Origin of the sequence: Mycobacterium sp. TKK-01-0059 (assembly GCF_000709305.1) — a bacterium.
GTDB lineage: Bacteria > Actinomycetota > Actinomycetes > Mycobacteriales > Mycobacteriaceae > Mycobacterium > Mycobacterium intracellulare.
Genome location: NZ_KL446997.1, coordinates 120,063 through 136,554 on the forward strand (window position 1 = coordinate 120,063; position 16,492 = coordinate 136,554).

Annotated in this window: 12 protein-coding genes and 1 pseudogene; 2 read left to right on the forward strand and 11 right to left on the reverse strand. The window is 66.0% G+C overall.

From position 1 onward, the window contains the following. Both K883_RS28040 and pip read left to right on the forward strand, forming a co-directional pair. Positions 1-832: pseudogene (locus K883_RS28040) on the forward strand (hypothetical protein); the annotation flags it as partial. A 22-nt stretch (positions 833-854) separates the two neighbouring features. Then, the gene (gene pip / locus K883_RS25640) at positions 855-1,838 is read left to right on the forward strand and encodes a prolyl aminopeptidase (RefSeq protein WP_051701210.1); all 984 of its coding nucleotides are present in this window, start codon (positions 855-857) and stop codon (positions 1,836-1,838) included. A gap of 148 nt (positions 1,839-1,986) precedes the next feature. Here pip and K883_RS25645 read toward each other — a convergent pair whose 3' ends face one another. The 11 genes from K883_RS25645 to K883_RS25695 all read right to left on the reverse strand — a co-directional run bounded on the left by K883_RS25645 (position 1,987) and on the right by K883_RS25695 (position 16,473). After that, positions 1,987-2,274, reverse strand: coding sequence for a WXG100 family type VII secretion target (locus K883_RS25645; RefSeq protein WP_036456385.1), 288 nt, complete (start codon positions 2,272-2,274; stop codon positions 1,987-1,989). Between the two features lie 56 nt (positions 2,275-2,330). Next, entirely contained in the window at positions 2,331-2,621 is a 291-nt protein-coding gene (locus K883_RS25650) for a WXG100 family type VII secretion target (protein ID WP_036456387.1), read from the reverse strand. Positions 2,622-2,716: 95 nt separating this feature from the next. Beyond that, the gene (locus tag K883_RS25655) at positions 2,717-4,036 is read right to left on the reverse strand and encodes a PPE family protein (protein WP_036456389.1); all 1,320 of its coding nucleotides are present in this window, start codon (positions 4,034-4,036) and stop codon (positions 2,717-2,719) included. A gap of 28 nt (positions 4,037-4,064) precedes the next feature. Next, positions 4,065-4,382, reverse strand: a complete 318-nt coding sequence (locus K883_RS25660) for a PE family protein (RefSeq protein WP_036456391.1) — start codon at positions 4,380-4,382, stop codon at positions 4,065-4,067. 200 nt (positions 4,383-4,582) lie between these two features. Next, positions 4,583-8,740: a type VII secretion protein EccCa gene (eccCa, locus tag K883_RS25665; protein ID WP_051701211.1), complete on the reverse strand. Its 4,158-nt coding sequence runs from the start codon at positions 8,738-8,740 to the stop codon at positions 4,583-4,585. Positions 8,741-8,755: 15 nt separating this feature from the next. Continuing rightward, positions 8,756-10,279, reverse strand: a complete 1,524-nt coding sequence (eccB, locus tag K883_RS25670) for a type VII secretion protein EccB (protein WP_036456393.1) — start codon at positions 10,277-10,279, stop codon at positions 8,756-8,758. Continuing rightward, positions 10,279-12,207, reverse strand: a complete 1,929-nt coding sequence (eccA, locus tag K883_RS25675) for a type VII secretion AAA-ATPase EccA (protein WP_081914429.1) — start codon at positions 12,205-12,207, stop codon at positions 10,279-10,281. Before eccA ends, eccB begins: the two co-directional genes overlap by 1 nt. Then, entirely contained in the window at positions 12,204-12,512 is a 309-nt protein-coding gene (locus K883_RS25680) for a YbaB/EbfC family nucleoid-associated protein (protein ID WP_036456395.1), read from the reverse strand. The genes eccA and K883_RS25680 overlap by 4 nt, the downstream gene beginning before the upstream one ends. Before the next feature lie 174 nt (positions 12,513-12,686). Next, entirely contained in the window at positions 12,687-14,297 is a 1,611-nt protein-coding gene (locus tag K883_RS25685) for a PPE domain-containing protein (protein ID WP_036456397.1), read from the reverse strand. Positions 14,298-14,310: 13 nt separating this feature from the next. Continuing rightward, on the reverse strand, positions 14,311-14,544 hold the full coding sequence (locus K883_RS25690) for a hypothetical protein (protein ID WP_036456398.1): 234 nt from the start codon (positions 14,542-14,544) through the stop codon (positions 14,311-14,313). Positions 14,545-14,556: 12 nt separating this feature from the next. Then, positions 14,557-16,473 (reverse strand): bacterial transcriptional activator domain-containing protein, encoded by a 1,917-nt coding sequence (locus K883_RS25695; RefSeq protein WP_036456400.1) that lies wholly within the window; start codon positions 16,471-16,473, stop codon positions 14,557-14,559. Positions 16,474-16,492: the final 19 nt, after the last annotated feature.

Genomic DNA, 16,492 nt, shown 5'->3' on the forward strand with positions numbered 1-16,492 from the left:
CGAACGCACCCGCGCCGCAGAAGCACGCGCCCAACAACGCGCCACCGAACGCGCCGAGGAACGCGCGGCCGCCCAACAAGCCCTCGAGGAACTACGCGCCCAACTCGAACGCGCCCACGCCGACCACGCCACCGAGCTGGCCGCAGCACGCGGCCAGGCCGAGGGACAGGTCGCCGCGGCCCGCCAGGCCGCCGACGAACGGATCGCGAAGGCACTCGCCGACGCCGGGGATGCGACAGCTCAGGCCCAGGCAGAAGTCGAGCGCATCGGCGCGGAGGCGGAGGCGCGGGTAGCCGCCGCACATGAGCATGCCGAGCGAGAGATCGCAGCGGCCCGCCTCGCCGCCGACGAACGAGTCGGGAGGGCACGAGCGGACGCCCAGGCCGCTGTCCTCGCTGAACCAGGGCAGCTGGGGATTGCCTTGAGCGTCCCCATCCCGACAGCGGAGCTGCGGGCGCACACGGGCCCGATCGAAGACGCGTTGGCCGCGGTCCGCGAGATCGACTATCTGCTCGAAGCCGGTGTGGCCGAGCAGCAAGCGCGTCAGCCGTGGGACATCGAGCGGGTGCGCATCTTGGTGCATACAGTCCAGCAGCAAGCTTGGGACTTGGCTCAGCAATTACGCGGCCTGCCGGGGCGATACACGGGTTCACCGCAGGAGCAGGCCGCTGATAGCTACGCCACCGCTGCCGCCGCTGTCTACGGCGCCTTCCTGCAGCGCATTGCCGCCGCTGTTGAGCGCCTGGCCGCCCGTGGTGACAGTCGGGATGCCGAGATCGTTGAGGTGGTGGCTGCCATGTTGGATGAGCACCCGTGGCGAGACGCCGGCTAACCGTTGTCGATACGGTGAGGCGATGGGCGAGTTGTACCCGCCGATCGAGCCGTATGAGTCGGGCATGCTCGGCGTGGGAGACGGTAACCGAATCTATTGGGAGTCCTGCGGAAAGCCCGAGGGCATCCCTGCACTGACCATCCACGGTGGACCCGGGTCGGGCTGCGTGCCCGGGATGCGCCGGCCTTTCGACCCTGAGCGCTACCGCATTGTGGCGTTCGATCAACGTGGCTGCGGCAGAAGTACACCTCCCGCCAGCGATCCGGCCGTGGAGCTCAGCACCAATACCACCGACCACCTCACCGCCGACATGGAGCTGCTGCGCGCACATCTCGACGTGCCGCAGTGGTTGCTGGTTGGCTGGTCATGGGGCACCACCTTGGCCTTGGCCTACGCCCAAGCGTTCCCGGGCAGCGTCACTGGACTGGTCCTCACGGCGGTCACGACGACCAGTCCGAGTGATGTCGCATGGATTACTCACGACGTGGGTCGGCTGTTTCCCGCTGAATGGATGCGATTCCGTGATGGCATACCCGCCATCGAGCGCAACGGTTCCCTGGTGGACCAATACGCCGCGCTGCTGGCTAGCCCCGATGCGCAGGTGCGGAACAAGGCTGCCCGTGACTGGTGCGACTGGGAGGAAAGCCACATCAACCTCGGACCCGAGCGCCGGCCAATACCGCGATATGACGATCCGCGGTTCCGAATGTGCTTCGCGCGCTTGGTCACTCATTACTGGCGGCACGCGGCGTGGCGAGCTGAGGGGGAGCTTCTTGCCGGTGTCAGCCGAATCAAGCACCTACCGGCAGTTCTGATCCATGGCCGCCTCGACCTGAGCTGCCCACCCGACGTCGCCTGGAAACTGGCACAGAAATGGCCGGGAGCGCAGCTGCACATGGTGCCCGGCGCCGGTCACTCCTCAGCAGGAGCGATCTCTGATCACGTCGTTGACGCCCTCGACCACCTGGCGGCCCTCACCAGCGCCGATAACCGGGATGAGATCTGATCGCCGGCGTTTTCCTCGCGAGCGAGACAGGACGGGGCCGAAGCTCAGACAGTGGCGGAAGAGACCGGACGTCGCATAAACGCGCAGGTGGGGCGGCCACCGTACGGTGACCGCCCCACCTGTCTGTGTTGGAGCTAGTTGCGCCGGGTTAAACCCACTTGGCGGCTTCGTTCTGGTCGTAGTTCATCATGTTCATGGTGTTCTGCTCGTGGATCTCGACCAGGTTGTTGTGGCGCTGAGCGAGCTCCTCTTGCGCTTGGTTCCACTGGCTCAGCCACTGGTTGGCGGTCTGACCGGTGTCGCCTTGCCAGTTGGCGGCCAAGGCGGCCTGCTCGGTGCCGATAGTTGAACCGATCGAGCGCAGCGCGGCGTTGTGGCCCCGCATCTCTCCGACGTGCGCGAGCATCGCCGGGTACTGGTAAGTGATTTGGCTCATGAGCTGTACCTTTCGCTTCGTCTAGTGGGTGTGTAGCCGGGGTTGCCCCCGGGCTGCTACATGACGTATTCGCCGGCCGCGTTGGTGTCGGCGGTGGTGTAGGTGGTCGCGCCTTCGTGCACGTTCTGCTCGGCGATGGCCAGCAGCGCGTTGACCTTGTTGGCGGTTTCGACGAAGCGGGCGTGAGCCGCCTGGAAGGCCATCGCCGAGTCGCCCTTGTGGAATGCCTGGGCGGCCTGGGCGGATTGCTCAGCGGCGGCCAGGGTGCTCTTGTAGATGGCCACGTTCTGACCGAAGCTGTGGCCGGCCGAGACCATGGCTGGAACGTTGGTGTCAAGAAGTCCCATTGTCGGTGTCCTTTCTTGGGGACCGATGGTGATTTTCGGTGCTGGATTGGCTTGTGGATTTAGTCGATGCGATCCGCAGTGTGGGTGAAGGCGTCCTAGCGGGTCATTGCGTACGCCTCCTTTTCGCTGTCGGCGTCCTCGTCGACAGCGTCGTCGGCGTAGGTGTTGACCCGCTGACCGCGGGCCCGGGTGTTGTGGGCGCCGCCGCCCATCATGCCGCCGCCAGCGCCGCTACCACTGGATCCGGCGGCGCCGGGAAGTCCGGTAGCGACGGGGGTGATGGCACGCGCGCTGTTGGCCAGCGACGAGGTGGTGCTCGGCGCCGCACCCCAGGTGGAGGGCATCAAAGGCTTGCTGGGCCCGCTGCCGAATGCACCGCCGGCCAGGCTGGTCATGCCGGCGGGGTTGAATCCTCCGATGGCCCCGGTGCCAGCGAAGCCGACCGGCACCCCCTGCTGTCCCAGGGAGCTGCCCCCTCCGGTGAATTGGCCCAGCATGCTGCTGAGCTGCTGGGGCGCCGACAAGAGTTGCTGGGGCGCTGAGGTCAGCAGCTGGCCGGGGCCCTGCGTGAGCCCCTGGGCGGCCTGAGGGCCGATGGATGCGGCTTGCTGCAAGAAGCTGCCGGCCATGTTCTGGGTCAGCCCTTGCTCGGCGGTGCCGTCTTGGTTGCCGGCCGCTTGCGCTTGGTTCTGCGCCGGCGGCAGTTTGTCCGTGACTGAGGCCGGACTGCTCGCGGCTTTGCCCGCGAGCAGCTTGTCGCTCGAGATATCGGAACCGGTTGCCGCACCGCCGCCGATCGTGCCGTACCCGGCGGTATGGAATCCCGCTGAGACCGCGGTCGCCAAACCCGCTTCCCCCGTACCGACGCTCAGGGTGACCGGTGACATCGGGGTGGGGGGGATGGAGGTCGCGGCCGCGCTGGAAGCGCCATCCCAGGTGCTCATGACATCGGCGGCCAGCTGCCACATGCGCTGGTAATCGGCTTCGTTAAGCCCGATGGGGATGGTATTGACGCCCATGAAGTTGGTACCGATCAGCACGCCGTGAACGAAATGGTTTTCGAACAGCTCCCCCATGGTCGGCATCGCGCCGACAGCGCCTTCGTAGGCCGCCGCGATCTCGCCGTGGGATCCGGCCGTGAACGCCGCCTTGGCGGCGACGTCGGCCAGCCACAACAGCATCGGCTGGTGAGCGGCCACGAACTGGGTGGCTGCCTCGCCTTGATACTGGGATTCGACAGCCGCGATGATCCCTTCGAGTTCGGCCAGCGCCGCCATGTATTCGGCACTCAGATGCGTCCACGACGTTCCCGCGGCAGTGATTCCCGCCGCGGTGGCGCCAGCGTTGAGCAGCGCCGAGTGGACTTCGGGCGGCGCCGCCACCCAAATCTGGGCTAATACCGTGTCGAAGGACATGGGTGCACGTTCTGCCAGATGATCGAAGCTAGACGCTGATGCCGGCGCTGGCCCCGTATGCGCCGGCCTGAATGCCGTCGACGAGGGTGTAGCCGATACCGGATTCGCCGACGCCTTCTGAAGAGGCGGCAAGCTGGGTGTTGCCCATGCCGGCCATCGCCTGGTGCGACACACCCTCAGCGACCAGTGAGGCGGCCGTCTTCACCGACACCGCGTCTGCGCCAGGCGGCAGGATGGCACCCGTGGCCACGGCATGCGCGGCGTTGGTGCCCAAGAGACGAGCGGTCAATGCAGCCACCTGAGCTGAAGCGGCTGCCAACGCTTCGGGTGTGACATCAACTTGCATGAAACAACATCCCCTCTGGTTTCACTATTCGCGATTGTTTTGTAGTAATTATCGCTGCCCCGCCCCAGTGCGGCCACCGACAATTCGGCCCCCTGACGGCCCGGTTAGATGCACGGTACCGCCGACACATGACACCTGCGGTAATTGCAGCAGGCGCACTAACACGCTAACACCTCTATCGTGCACATTTAACATTCCGGTTACATTTGGTCGGGGATCGCCAACTGGGCATATCCTTCGTTCTGACCGCCGCTGGCCAACACATAGCCGCGGCCGGGATCGAGGTCCTGGAATTTCATTCCACCGACCTTGTCATTGCTCGCCGTGGAGCCCAGCATGATCCGGACGGCGTTTTGGTTGGCCAGCTGACCCGACACGGTATTGGGCGACATTTCCGCAGCAGCAGCTCCTTGCGCCCGGTGGGTCATGATCACCCGCAAGCCCACCTCGCTGGCAGAGGCGAAATGGCGCAGCATCGGCTGCCAGGTCTGCACCATCCGACCCGATCCGCTGGCCGGTACACCGCCGGCAGGGACGTGGTCATAGATCTGCTGCTGGGCGGGAATGGCATCGAGGTCGTCGACGAACAAGTAGATCAGCGCCCCTTGCAATTTCCAGGTCCGCTTTTCTTCCCAGGGCAGATCCTTCGGCGGTGTTCTGCCGTCAAGGACGTGCGCCATCTGCTCAAGACGCTGGGCCATGGAAGCGAAGTCGGTCTCGTAGTAGTCCTCGCCCTCGATGAGCCGTGCCGTCTCTGCGCTGAGCCCAAGACCTCTGTCGAACACGCACACAATCGCTTGCTCGGGACCCGAGCGGCGCGTGACCACGCTGCGCAGCAGGTGGGTGAGAAAGGTCGTCTTACCCTTCTCGTCGTCGCCGTAGACGCCCACGAGGGGGTTTCGGGCGAAGTCATGCACCAACGGCTGCAGGTCGCGGCCCCGCAGACCCAAGGCGAACCGCTCTCCGTCGAGCCGATCTTGACCCAGGCCGGCCGCTCTGACCACCGCCGGCAGCAATTGCGGGCTCGGCACCGGGGTGTGTCCTGCGTAGTGCTGCGCCACGGTGGCCACCGTTTCGCGCACCTTCTCGTCCAAGTTGTCCATGCTGGGCTGACCGTCGAGGCGACCCACCGCGAAGCGGATGACATCGCCGACACCGTTGATGCCGCGACCCAGATCGTGCTTGGGGATGCGGTCTTGCGGGCGGATCATCTCGTCGGTCTTCTGCGGCTTGATTTGGGAGTCGGAAGCTTGCGAAAGTTTCAGCTCGAACCGGGTGTTGATGTGGTTTTGCACCTCGTTGCCGAACTTCAACCAACTGGCCGCCGAGATCAGCACATGCATACCCCGGCCGGCGGTGGCCAGCCGTTCCACACTCTTGACGTGCGGGTTCTTGGGATTCAGAAGCGAGGTGTTGTCGTCGAGGAAGTTGTCCCAGCCGTCGACCACCAAGAACAAGTCAGTGGGGTAACCGTCCTCGAGTCCTGGCTCATCGCCTTGGCTTCGCCGCCGACGAAATTCAGCGAGCGAACCGATGTTGAACTGATCGAAGATACGGCGCCGGCGCGCGATCACCGCCTCGAGGTCTCCGAAGATCCGCAAGTTCAGTTCATCGCGCTCGTTGCCGCCGATTGCGCCGATGTGGGGCAGGCCGTTGAGCGTCCCCACCGCCGGCCCGCCATAACTCATGACGTAGAAGCCCACGTCACGCGGGGAGTAGCGGGCGGCCGCGGCCAGAATGAAGGTCTGCACCGCCATCGACGCTTCCTCTTTGCGCATGCCCAGGATCGACACATTGCCGTCATCAACGCTGTAACTGAGCAGGCTGTGGCTCAGTTGGCGCGGTCGATCGATTTTGCCCAGCGGCCACCATGGGGCCGCTGCGGGTGTCGCCGTGTCCGCAGCGCCGGCCTGGGTGAGCATGGCATCGAGCGGGATCGGCTCATCCAGCGGCGGTGACCACAGCTGCGGTGAGGGCTTGCCATAGGCGGAGGCCAACTGCGGCCCGACGGTCAATACCAGCGACCGCGGCGGGCCCTCGATCACTGATTCGCCGGCGATTTCCTCTTCGATCACGGTGTCGGGGTCAGGCTCGACACGACCGGCGGTGAACACCCGCGCGCGGGGCTTGGCGTTGATGACCTTGCGGCTGATCGTGGTCGGCGGCTCGTAGCGGGCGGGGAGCATGAATCCGCGGTACTTCATCGGCTCAGCACCGGGCGCGCGCACGAAATAGCCTGTGCCTTTGACGTTTTTGCCGTCGGGGATGTGGTAGGCGTCGCCGCTGCCGATCACTTGCCTTGAGATGGATTCGCTGGCGACCTTCAACCCGATGCGGTAGTTGGTGTTCTTGTCGATGTCCTTGATGTGGCCCTGGTCGAGCGTTTGGCTGGCAAACAGGAAGAAGATCCCTTGCGAGCGGCCCTTGCGGCACACAGTGTCGAACACCTTGGCCATCTCCGGATGGTCGCGCAGCAGCAACGAGAATTCGTCGATGATCACAAACAGGAACGGGATCGGTGGGAGATCTTTGCCGGCGGCAGTGGCCCGTGCCTCGTTGTATTCGCGCAGCGACTCAAACGCGGCGCCCCTGATCTGGCGACCGGCGTGAGCAAACGCCACACCCCGCTGGTCGAGCAACCCCAGGCACGTCTCGCCGAACCGCTCGACGTGGGATCTCTTTTCCTCGAGGTTGGTGATGACAGCGACCGCATGTGGATAACCGGCGAAGCCGTCGAAGCCGGCACCGTCTTTGAAGTCGACGAGGATCGCCTGCACCACGTCGGGGGAGTGGTGGGCAAAAAGCGTGAACACCAACGTTTTCAGCAGTGTGGACTTGCCTGAACCGGTCATGCCGATCATCAGCCCGTGTGGCCCGTTGCCGCCGTCGGCTTCATCTTTGAGGTCGAGCATCTGCGGCGCCCCGCTGGGCTGCAATCCCAGCGGCACCCGCAACATCGGTGACAGATCCACCGGCTCTCCGGTTCCTACGGGCAGCATCCGCGGCGCCCACAGGGTCTCGACGTCCAGCTTGGCGGCATTGGAGATACCCAGTAACGCCAGAAGATTCTGCGCGGCAGCTGATTCGGCATTTTGTCGGCTCGTGGGCGCGGCGTCCCACTTCGACATTTGCCGCGCCACATGCCGCGAGACGTGCGCATCGAGCACGTCTGGTTCAGCGCAAAAGGTCTGCCAGCGAAAGCTCTGCCACGTGTCCATTCGCACGGCGGCGTCGGGGGCGTCACGGGCCACCCGCAGCAGTAGCTCGCGCGAGTGGGGCGCGTAATCGCGGTCAGGGCCGGCGGCCGCGCGGAAGGCGATCACGGTGACGCCGTCGCGTGCGGCGATGCGCCGCACCCCATCGTGGCCGGCGCCGGGGTCATCGACCACGACCACCACGTGTTTGTGCGATTTGCTCACCGCCGCGGAGTCGGTATTTCCTTTGTCGTCGACCACTTTGTCGCGATCCTTGATCAGCGGGGCCAGCATGGTCTCGACCTCACGCAACGAGATACCCAGCAACCGTGCTGGCCCGGCGCCATCGATGTCGTGACTTTCGGTGTGCGGCAACCACTTCGCCCAATTCCACTGCGATTCCAATTGCGGCGAGGCCACCGCCAAAGCGATGTCGTTGGGGGTGTGCCAGCACACCAGTTGCGCCATCCAGGCCCGCAGGATCGCCCGAAAGAGCACCTGGTCGCCGTAGACGGCGATCATGCCGTAACTGGCCAGGTCAATCGCCTTAGGGCAGTGCGGAATCGATTGCTGCACAGCCCTAAGGTGCTGCAACGCCGTGTACGTGACCGGTTCTAGATCCAGTTCGGACTCAACGGGTTTGACCTTGATCTTGCTCTGTAGCCGCACCTCGTCACGGCCGACGCGCACATGCAGATAATCGGGGTCGGTAGCGCCACGTTCCCACATTCGAGGTGATCCAAGAACCGCTTCAAGCACCTCGGGGTCTGGATGTGACCACTCGGCGCTAGCTTTCTGCGCGGCCGCGACGTCCCGAATTTCTTCGCCCTTGCCCGATAGCCAGCGCAAATATTCCGCCCGCTCGGAATTGACTTCGGGAGTAGACAGTTCGCTGTTGCCGCCCTGGGCCTGCATGGACTGAAACAGCGCGATCACCATCATGGCCACAAAGAACAGGTACATCGGCTGCATCTGCCGGTACCCGGTCATGAACATGAAGACCACCATGACGACCATCGACGCGCCGAAAACCCATGGCAGCGCCTTTTTCAGTGCGCCGACCTCGACGGTGCGGGGCAGCTCCGGCGGGGGGTTGAGGGTGAAATCCTTGGCCTTGTGCTGGGGACCGGCCACGCGGCGCCGATGGGGGAATCGTTCTCGCATCAAGGAGTTCCCTTATCAGTGCGCAACCAGCGCATCGGCTTTGGACAGGGTGGGGCCAGGCGCAAACAGACTCAGCACCGACCAGGGGACCGGCAGCGGCGGCGAACTCAAGCCCAGCACTTCTGCCGTGGACGTCGTTGACTGCCCAGCTGGTGGGTCTTCTAACCCGTAGCGCACACCGAGATCAGAGACCCAAAACAGCGACTCTTTGGTCTTCGCTTGTGGTTGCTGCCCTGTGACCTGCACGTAGTAGCCATTGCCCCGGGGCAACACGACCCGCGCGGCGGTGGTGGCCCCGGCCCCAGTGAGCCCCACTGGCTTGGCGTCGGCGGCAACGGGAAGGCTCTGTCCGGACAACAGCGTCAGGCTGGACGTGGGCGCGCCGGCCAGTTTCACCCACTGTCCGCAGGTCACCGGGTCGGTCTCAGGATCCATGATCCGCAGCGCCGCCGCCGGGTAATCGTCGACCGAAATCGGTGTGGCTTTGGGCGCTTTGGCGACCTGGTCTGGTGTCAGGGCGGGCGGCTCGACAAGGCCATAGGCGTCGTTGGCACGCAGGATCGCCGCCACCACCGGGGAGATGGACTGTAGCCCTTCTGCGGTCACGACGTAGTAGCGAATCTGGTTGTTCGTGTCGTGGTCGATCACCACCGAGGCCACCGGCGGCGGCGTCTGGCCGGCGACCGGCCACACAAATCGGGGCGGATCCCCGGCGTTGGCCACGAACGGCACCACCAGCGGCGCCGACTCGGGAATCAGATTCAGCAGTGAACGGTTGATGGTCCGCGGTGCGGGCGTGTCGGCATTGATTCCTACCGCCGCGGTGACCGCGGCGTTGTGCAGATCGATTTGACTGCGTTTGCCGCCCCAGATCAGCCAGGCGGTCTGGCCGCCGTCGGTGGTGGCCAACACCGCCGAGGACGCCGGCAGTGCAGACGCGTGGCCTGAGCCGGCAACCGGATCGCCGAAGATCACCGTTGTGCCACTTTGCGCGCCGCCGATAGCGTCGCACACCATCCAGCGCGCGTCGCGAGCATCGGACTGCACCATGCGTGAGGGCGCATTGGGGATGCCCAACGTGTTGCCCAACGGGAACTTGTCGATTTCGCTGGATTTCACCACGGTCGGGTTATCTGGATGGCCCGAGATCAGGCGGGCGCTGGCCAGGTTGAGCACCGGATGTAGTTCGTCGTTGACCACCACATACAGCGCGTTGGTGGACCGTTCAGCCAGCACGTGCTTGGTGCCGGTGACGCCGGCGGGTTTGAGGATCGACAGCACCAGCGCCCCCGCCACCAGCACGGCCGCGATCAGGGTGCCCACGCTCAGGGCGCGCCCCTGCCGGCGTAGCGGATCGGTGAGCATCCGAGTGTCGCGCAGCGCGACGCCGTTGCTGATCCGCCGAATCAGGAATCGCCAGCCCGAAACCTGGTGTCGGGTAACGAATCCCCAGGGCCGCTTGCGCGCCGAGGTGGGCCCTAACTCGACGCTGCGGGACTTAAACCCCCGCCGTGGACGTGGGGTAACCGGTGCGGTCATCACGCACCTCCGCCGGTGTCTGCACCGCGGCGCCACAAGTCGGGTTCAGCTGAACCCACCGCCTCTCCGTGCTGCGGTGCCGCCCCTACGAGCGGTCCTTGATCGCGGTCGTGCCGCGATAGCTTGATGTTCTGTTCCTTGTCGGCGCGATCGAGTTCACGCGCGACCGCGGTGCGCACGTCCTCGGCGGTGATGGTCTGCAACTCCTCGGCGGTGGCCGACGCGACGAGTTTGCCGGTGACGTCGAGGCGGTGATCGCGCTGCTCTTCGGCGAATTGGATCAGGTTCTCACTGAAGCGGGCGTTGCCCAACACATCTAGCGCTCGGCGGCGCCGGCCGCTGGTGTCCACGGCGGTAGCATCAGCCAGCTCGGTGAATGCGGCCCGCAGCGGTTCAGCGTCGGCGATGATGCTGCCGCCCTTATCGGCTTTGCGCAGCGTGATTTCCACCAGCTCGTCGACGGTGTAAGAGGGCAACGTGATGCGGCGTGTAAACCGCGACCGCAAACCTTCATTGGAGTCGAGGAATTCCTGCATCTTGTCGGCGTAGCCGGCGGCGATCACCATCAGCTTGTCGGCGTGATTGACCATGGCGCGCAACAGTTCTGCGATCACCACCCGGCCGTAATCTCTTTCGGAATCCGATTCGGTGAGTGCATAGGCCTCGTCGAGGAACAACACCCCGCCGCCCTCGTCGATAATGCGGTCGATGATCGCTTTGATTTTGGCTTCAGAACCGCCGATCACTCGGTCCACCAGATCGGCCCGGCTGGCTTCGACGAAGGTGTCGGACGGCAGCACATCGGCAGCACACAACAGTTTGGCGATCACGCGAGCCACGGTCGTCTTGCCGGTGCCGGGCGGACCTTCAAGCAGCAGGTGCAACGAGCGGTTGCGCACCGGCAGCCCTTGGGCTTCGCGCAGTTTGTCGGCCCGCACGCTGGACTCCAGGCGCGCGATTTGCTCTTTGACGTCGACCATGCCGACGAAATCGGCGAGTTCAGCGGCGGCTTCGGCTTTGAGTTCCTCACGGCGCGCCGACCCCAGTTGGCGAACGAAATCACGTTCGCCAGGCTCGGTTTCGGGATCCCAGTAGTCGTTGCGGGCATCGATGCGCGCCGCCGTGGTCGGGTGGATCCCGAAAGCGGGATCGCTAAGCGCCGTGGCGATCGTCGATCGCACATTGTCGGAGATCCCCACCACGGCGTAGGCCTCGTTGAGCAGCGCGGTGGCAGCCTCAGCGCGGCCCAGCGCTCGAGCGCACAATCCCGCCCCGAGCAGCGCTTCAGCGCTGGCAGCCTCGATCGGCCCCTGCCCTTGGCTGCTCAATTGGTCAAATCCCTGCTCCCACAGGCCCAGATAGGCGCCGGACAAGCCGAGGGCCACCTGTACTGCTTGGTGCAGGAACGGATCGTTGCGTACCTGTGCGGCCAGCGGCGCCAGGACCCGGCGTACGTCATGCCAGCGTTTGGCCCGGAAGTACACCACCGCCAACACCCAGCTGGCGGGGCCGGGGACGGCCGCAAGCAACCGGTCGTCGAGCAGATCGCGGGCGCCGGCGTAGTCACCGGCGGCGGCACGCGCGGCCGCGCACGCCATGATGACGCCGTCGGCGCCGCGCGCGTGCAGCTGGATGTACAGGCCGGTATCGAAGGCGAAATCGATTGCGTCAGCAGCTACGTCGCCTGCGGTGATCAACTCACCGCAGGTGTCTAGGGCGCGGTAGGCGTTTTCCAGGACCGCTCGGCTGGCGTCGCCGCTGGTGGCTAGGCCCAGCCATCCGTCGCACTGATCGGGGTACTGCACGGTCAGGCGCTCGAATCCGCTGCGCGCGGCGCGCTTATCGGGCACCTGCCGGCGTCCGTACACTTCGGCGCCCAGGGCTGCGCAGCTGCTTAGGAAGAGGTCCAGCGCGTCGCTGCTTGTCATCGCTGCTCCACGACCGCGGCGACTTGGGCGCTGACGTGTTGTGACACTTGGGAAAATCCTTCCTCTGACATGGCCAGCAGCAGTTCACTGAGCTTGTCGCCGGGGTAGCGGTCAAACAGGTCCTCGGCGAACGACGCCTCGACGATCATGCCGTCGCCGTCGAAGACGAGGGTGTTGTCGCCGTCGGGGCAGCTCACCGTGACCCGTAGTTGTTCGAGGTTTCGGCGTGCCGCTCGGATTCGTTCGAGGAATTGCTGGCCGCGCGCCATTTCGGCGGACACGGCGGGGTGCAGGGGAATGTCCATCAGACGATGTCGCCTAACACTGGTGGGCTGGTGGGATCGCAGAGCGGGTGTGCCGGCGCGGGTGCTGTCCCTGAGGGGGTCGCACTGTGGTGTGCGGGGGGCGCACCGGCTGATCGGTCATGCCATCAGCGTGGCACAAAAGTGCGACAGCCGGGGGCGCAAGGTCAGCCACCGCTAGGCGTCGTCGCGGGTCGAGGTTTCTTTCTTGCGGGCAGCGATGCGCGCCTTGACGGCGTTGTGCGCGTCGGGTTTGACCGCGGGTTCGGCTTTTTCGGTAGCGCCGACAACTCCGGGCCGCCCTTTGGATTCGACCTCGGGTATCGGCTGCTCGTAGCTGTGCACCTTTTTGGACTCCGTGCCCTCACCGTGGCGTCCCATTGGCATCATGCCCATGCCGCCTGACCCGCTGGAGCTCGCGGCGGCGGGGCTGGCCGCCGGCTTGCTCGGCCCGGTAGTCGGCGAGGCGGCGGGGGTTCCGGTCAGCCCGGCCGAGTGGACCCCGCCGAGGGCGGCAGGTTTGATCGGGCTGCCACCGCCTCCTCCCTTGTGGGCTCCGCCTCCTGCCGGGTGCGCATGAGTCAGCGCGGCGGGCTTGATCGGTGGTTTGGTGGCCTTGGCCAGATTGCCGGCCTGCTGGCTGAGTTGCTGGCCGAGTTGGCCCAGCGACTGTAAGGGGTTGCCTTGGCCAAACGACTGCATCAGCGGGCCGAGCGCGCCCATTAGGGAGCCCAGCATGTCTTGGAAACCCGATCCTTCCCCGGACGCCGACGATTTGGACGTCTGGGGGCTGCCATCACCCGACTTCGGCGCTGGGGGATCGTCTTGCTGATCGGTTTGGCCGGGTTTGTCAGCGGTGTTCGGCGTGGGTGAGCCGGGGGCGTTTGGCGTGTTGGGGGCCAATCCGGGACCGGGGGGAAGTGTGCTCGGCGGTGTGCCGGCCGCTTTGCCTGTGGTGGTATAGCCGGTCAAGGTGACTCGGGCGGTGTGCTGCATCCCGGTCAACTGGGTTTGGTAGGCCTGCGCTCGAGGCGCCCCGAACGGGTCCGCGCGCGCCTCGGCCAAGTTCGTTTTGGTCGTGCGCCACACGGTGGGGTGGCCGACTGCTGTGGTGGCGGTCGTGTGGGCGCCGGCGGCTGTGCTGTAGCCGTTGGCTAGTGCGCTGGCGTGCGTGGCGACCTGTTGCGTCCAGCCGATGGCCCGGTCCAGCCGGGTCAACAGCGGTGCGCTCATCGCGGCGTGACCTGAGGCGAGCAGTTGGGTTCTGGCCCCGGTGAGTGCGGTATGGGCGGTCACTGCTTGGGTAGCCACGCCTTCCCATTGCGCGGCCTTGGCCAGCGCCGGCGTGGGGCCGGCGCCGGAGTGCAGCGCCAAGGCGAGCTTCTCACCGTCGCGGCCGCTGATGTCAGGCACGGGCGAGGTGGCCGGCGGCCCGGCAGGCGCTGCGCCCGCCGCGCCCGGCCCGCTGTGTGCGGCGGCCGGCGTGGCCGCTGGTGCGTGGCCACCTGCGCCGCCATAGGCCGCCGCCGCTGCAGTGTCTTGGGTGTCGAAGCCGCTGGCTGTGCTGTGAATACCGGCCGCGGCGCTAAATGCTTGCTGGGCACCGGCTTTGATGTGTTGCACCAGCCAGCGTTGCCAGGCGTTGAGGTTGTCCATCAGCGCCTTGGAGACTTCATCGTCCCCGCAGGGCGGCACGTCTGCTTCCAACTGCTGGTGTAAGGCCTCACCGGCGGCATGAACCAGTTCGCCGGCGCGGCGCAGTCCACTGGTGTCGATATCCAAGCCCATGATGCCCCTGCCGCTACTCGGACAACAGCGGGTCGTAGCGGTGGGCGAACGCCGCCTGCGCGCAGGTGAGGAACAACTCGGTGAATCCCTCGATGCCCAGTGGACGCAGCGTAGTGACGGCGGCGTCGACATCGACGATCGCGCCGGTGGTGCACACCGACACCGACAAGGCAGCCGGGTCGGTCTCGGCAGTGGTGATGACCTCGTCGTCGTCGTCCTTGAATTGCGTCACAGTGATGGAATGCATTGGTGCGGGCCCCTATCCTGCCTGTCGAGTGAGGTCGAAGACCGCCGGATCCCTATCGGGGCCGGTGACGGTGGCAAGGAACTGTCCACGCAGCGCGCGGAATGCGTCCTTGTCGTGGCCGTCGAGGGCCGCCGACAGCGCGACCTGCCATAGGTCCTGTCGAACGTTGTCATACCACAAGCCTTTGCGCGCGATTTCCACCGCGGCGCCGAACCGCTTGGCTTCGTGGTGCCGGCGGGCCAAGGCCACCGCAGCTGCGGGCACTCGATCCCGTAATTCTTCGCGCAAGTCTTTGGTCCAGGCCCATTCTTTCGGCGGGATTCTGCTCAGCGGCGGCCCGGTGACCAGATCCATCGCGGCGATCAGGTTCGGGGTAGGGGTGGTCTCGACGAGGATTTCAACCAGCCGCTCGAATTCCATCCAGTCTGAGCGCACCGCGTTGTCGAGGTGGTAGCCACCATCGCTCATGGGCGGCAACGCTTTAGGCCCGCCGGGGCGCACGACTCCCAGGCGTGCGCGCAGTAAGGAGAGCTGTTGGGTGACCGTTTTTTCCGAGGCGGCCCCACCGTAGACGCAGCCGATGATGTCAGCGGCGCTGGCCCAGGGGCGGTGTTGAAGGAACACGGTGAGTTCGTTGAGCCGCTTTTCCCGGGGCCCGGGCTCTTGGGTGCTGTGCGGCGGTTGGAGAGTTACCTGGCCCAGGATGCGGTTCCATATCGGCGCGATGACCGGCGTTGGGCCATCGGTCAGTGGCCGGGTTTCGGCTGTCTCGGGGACAGGGCGTGCAGGGGCTGGCGGGGCGGCCTGTGCGGCGCATAGGGCCGGGCCAGGGGAGTGGAGCTCGTCGGCCGGTGCCGGCCAGGGGGTGAGACGGCCAATTTCGCTGTCGTCGGGGTGGTCGGCGACCAGAGGCGTCGGCGCCGCCGGCGCCGAGGGTGCGCTCCTGGGTGCGAAGAAGTCGATCGGCTCCTCGTCGCTGGGCGCGGGTCCGGGCTGGCTGTCCTCGAGGTCTGGAGCCTCCGCGGCGCCGCTGTCGTCGTCGAGGAAAGCGAACTCGGCGTCGGGGCCGCCGGCGTCGGCGGCGGATGAGTCATCCCAGTGCGCTGCGCCGGCCTCGAGGCTGCGCTCGGCTTCCACTGATTCAGGGGTGTCGGTCGGCTGCTCGGGCTGGTCGGTGAGCAGTTCGGCGCAGCGGTCAACGACTTCGGCGCTGGGAACGATCAGTGTGGCCGTCAGCGGCCGCGATGAGGAGCCGCGACTGATCTGCCCGAGCCGATCGGGACCACAGCTGATCACCCATGTGCTCGACATCGCCGCGTCTTGGCCGAGGTCAATCAGGATCGGGCTGGTTGAGGCGGCCACGATTTGGGCGCGTTCGGCATAGGTCAGGCCGGGACCACACACCAGCACGTCGACGTCGGGAACACGCCCGGGCGTCACAGGTTGCACCCGGGTGGTCCATGGTCCTTTCCACACATCGTCGGTGACCCCGATGCTGATGGCGGGATGGGTGGCCATCAGTTCAAGCACCCAACGGCGGATCAATGCGGCAGCGGTGTCGGGATCCCCTTCGACGCGAATGCGGGGAAATGCGGCCAGGTTCAGCCCCACCAGGCCACCGTCGTCGGTGGTTCCGAACACCACCAGGTAGACCGGATGCTCAGGGTCGGGTGGGTGTCCGGGATCGATGGCTTCCCAACCGATTCGGGCTTCTCGTCCGGCGGGCTGCCACGGCTGGGGCAGGGGGGCCTTGAGCCCTTCGACGAACGTCACCGTCAGTTCGTCGCGGCGGGCGGTGATCACCCCGGCGGGCCCCGGTGCCGGCGAGAGCCCCGACAGCGATTCCAGGCGCCGCGCGACGTCGCGCGCTCGGCTTTGCCCGTACCACCATGAGGTGACCGGGACGCTGCTTACGGCGGTGGCAACCATGACCTGTGTGTTGTGCCCG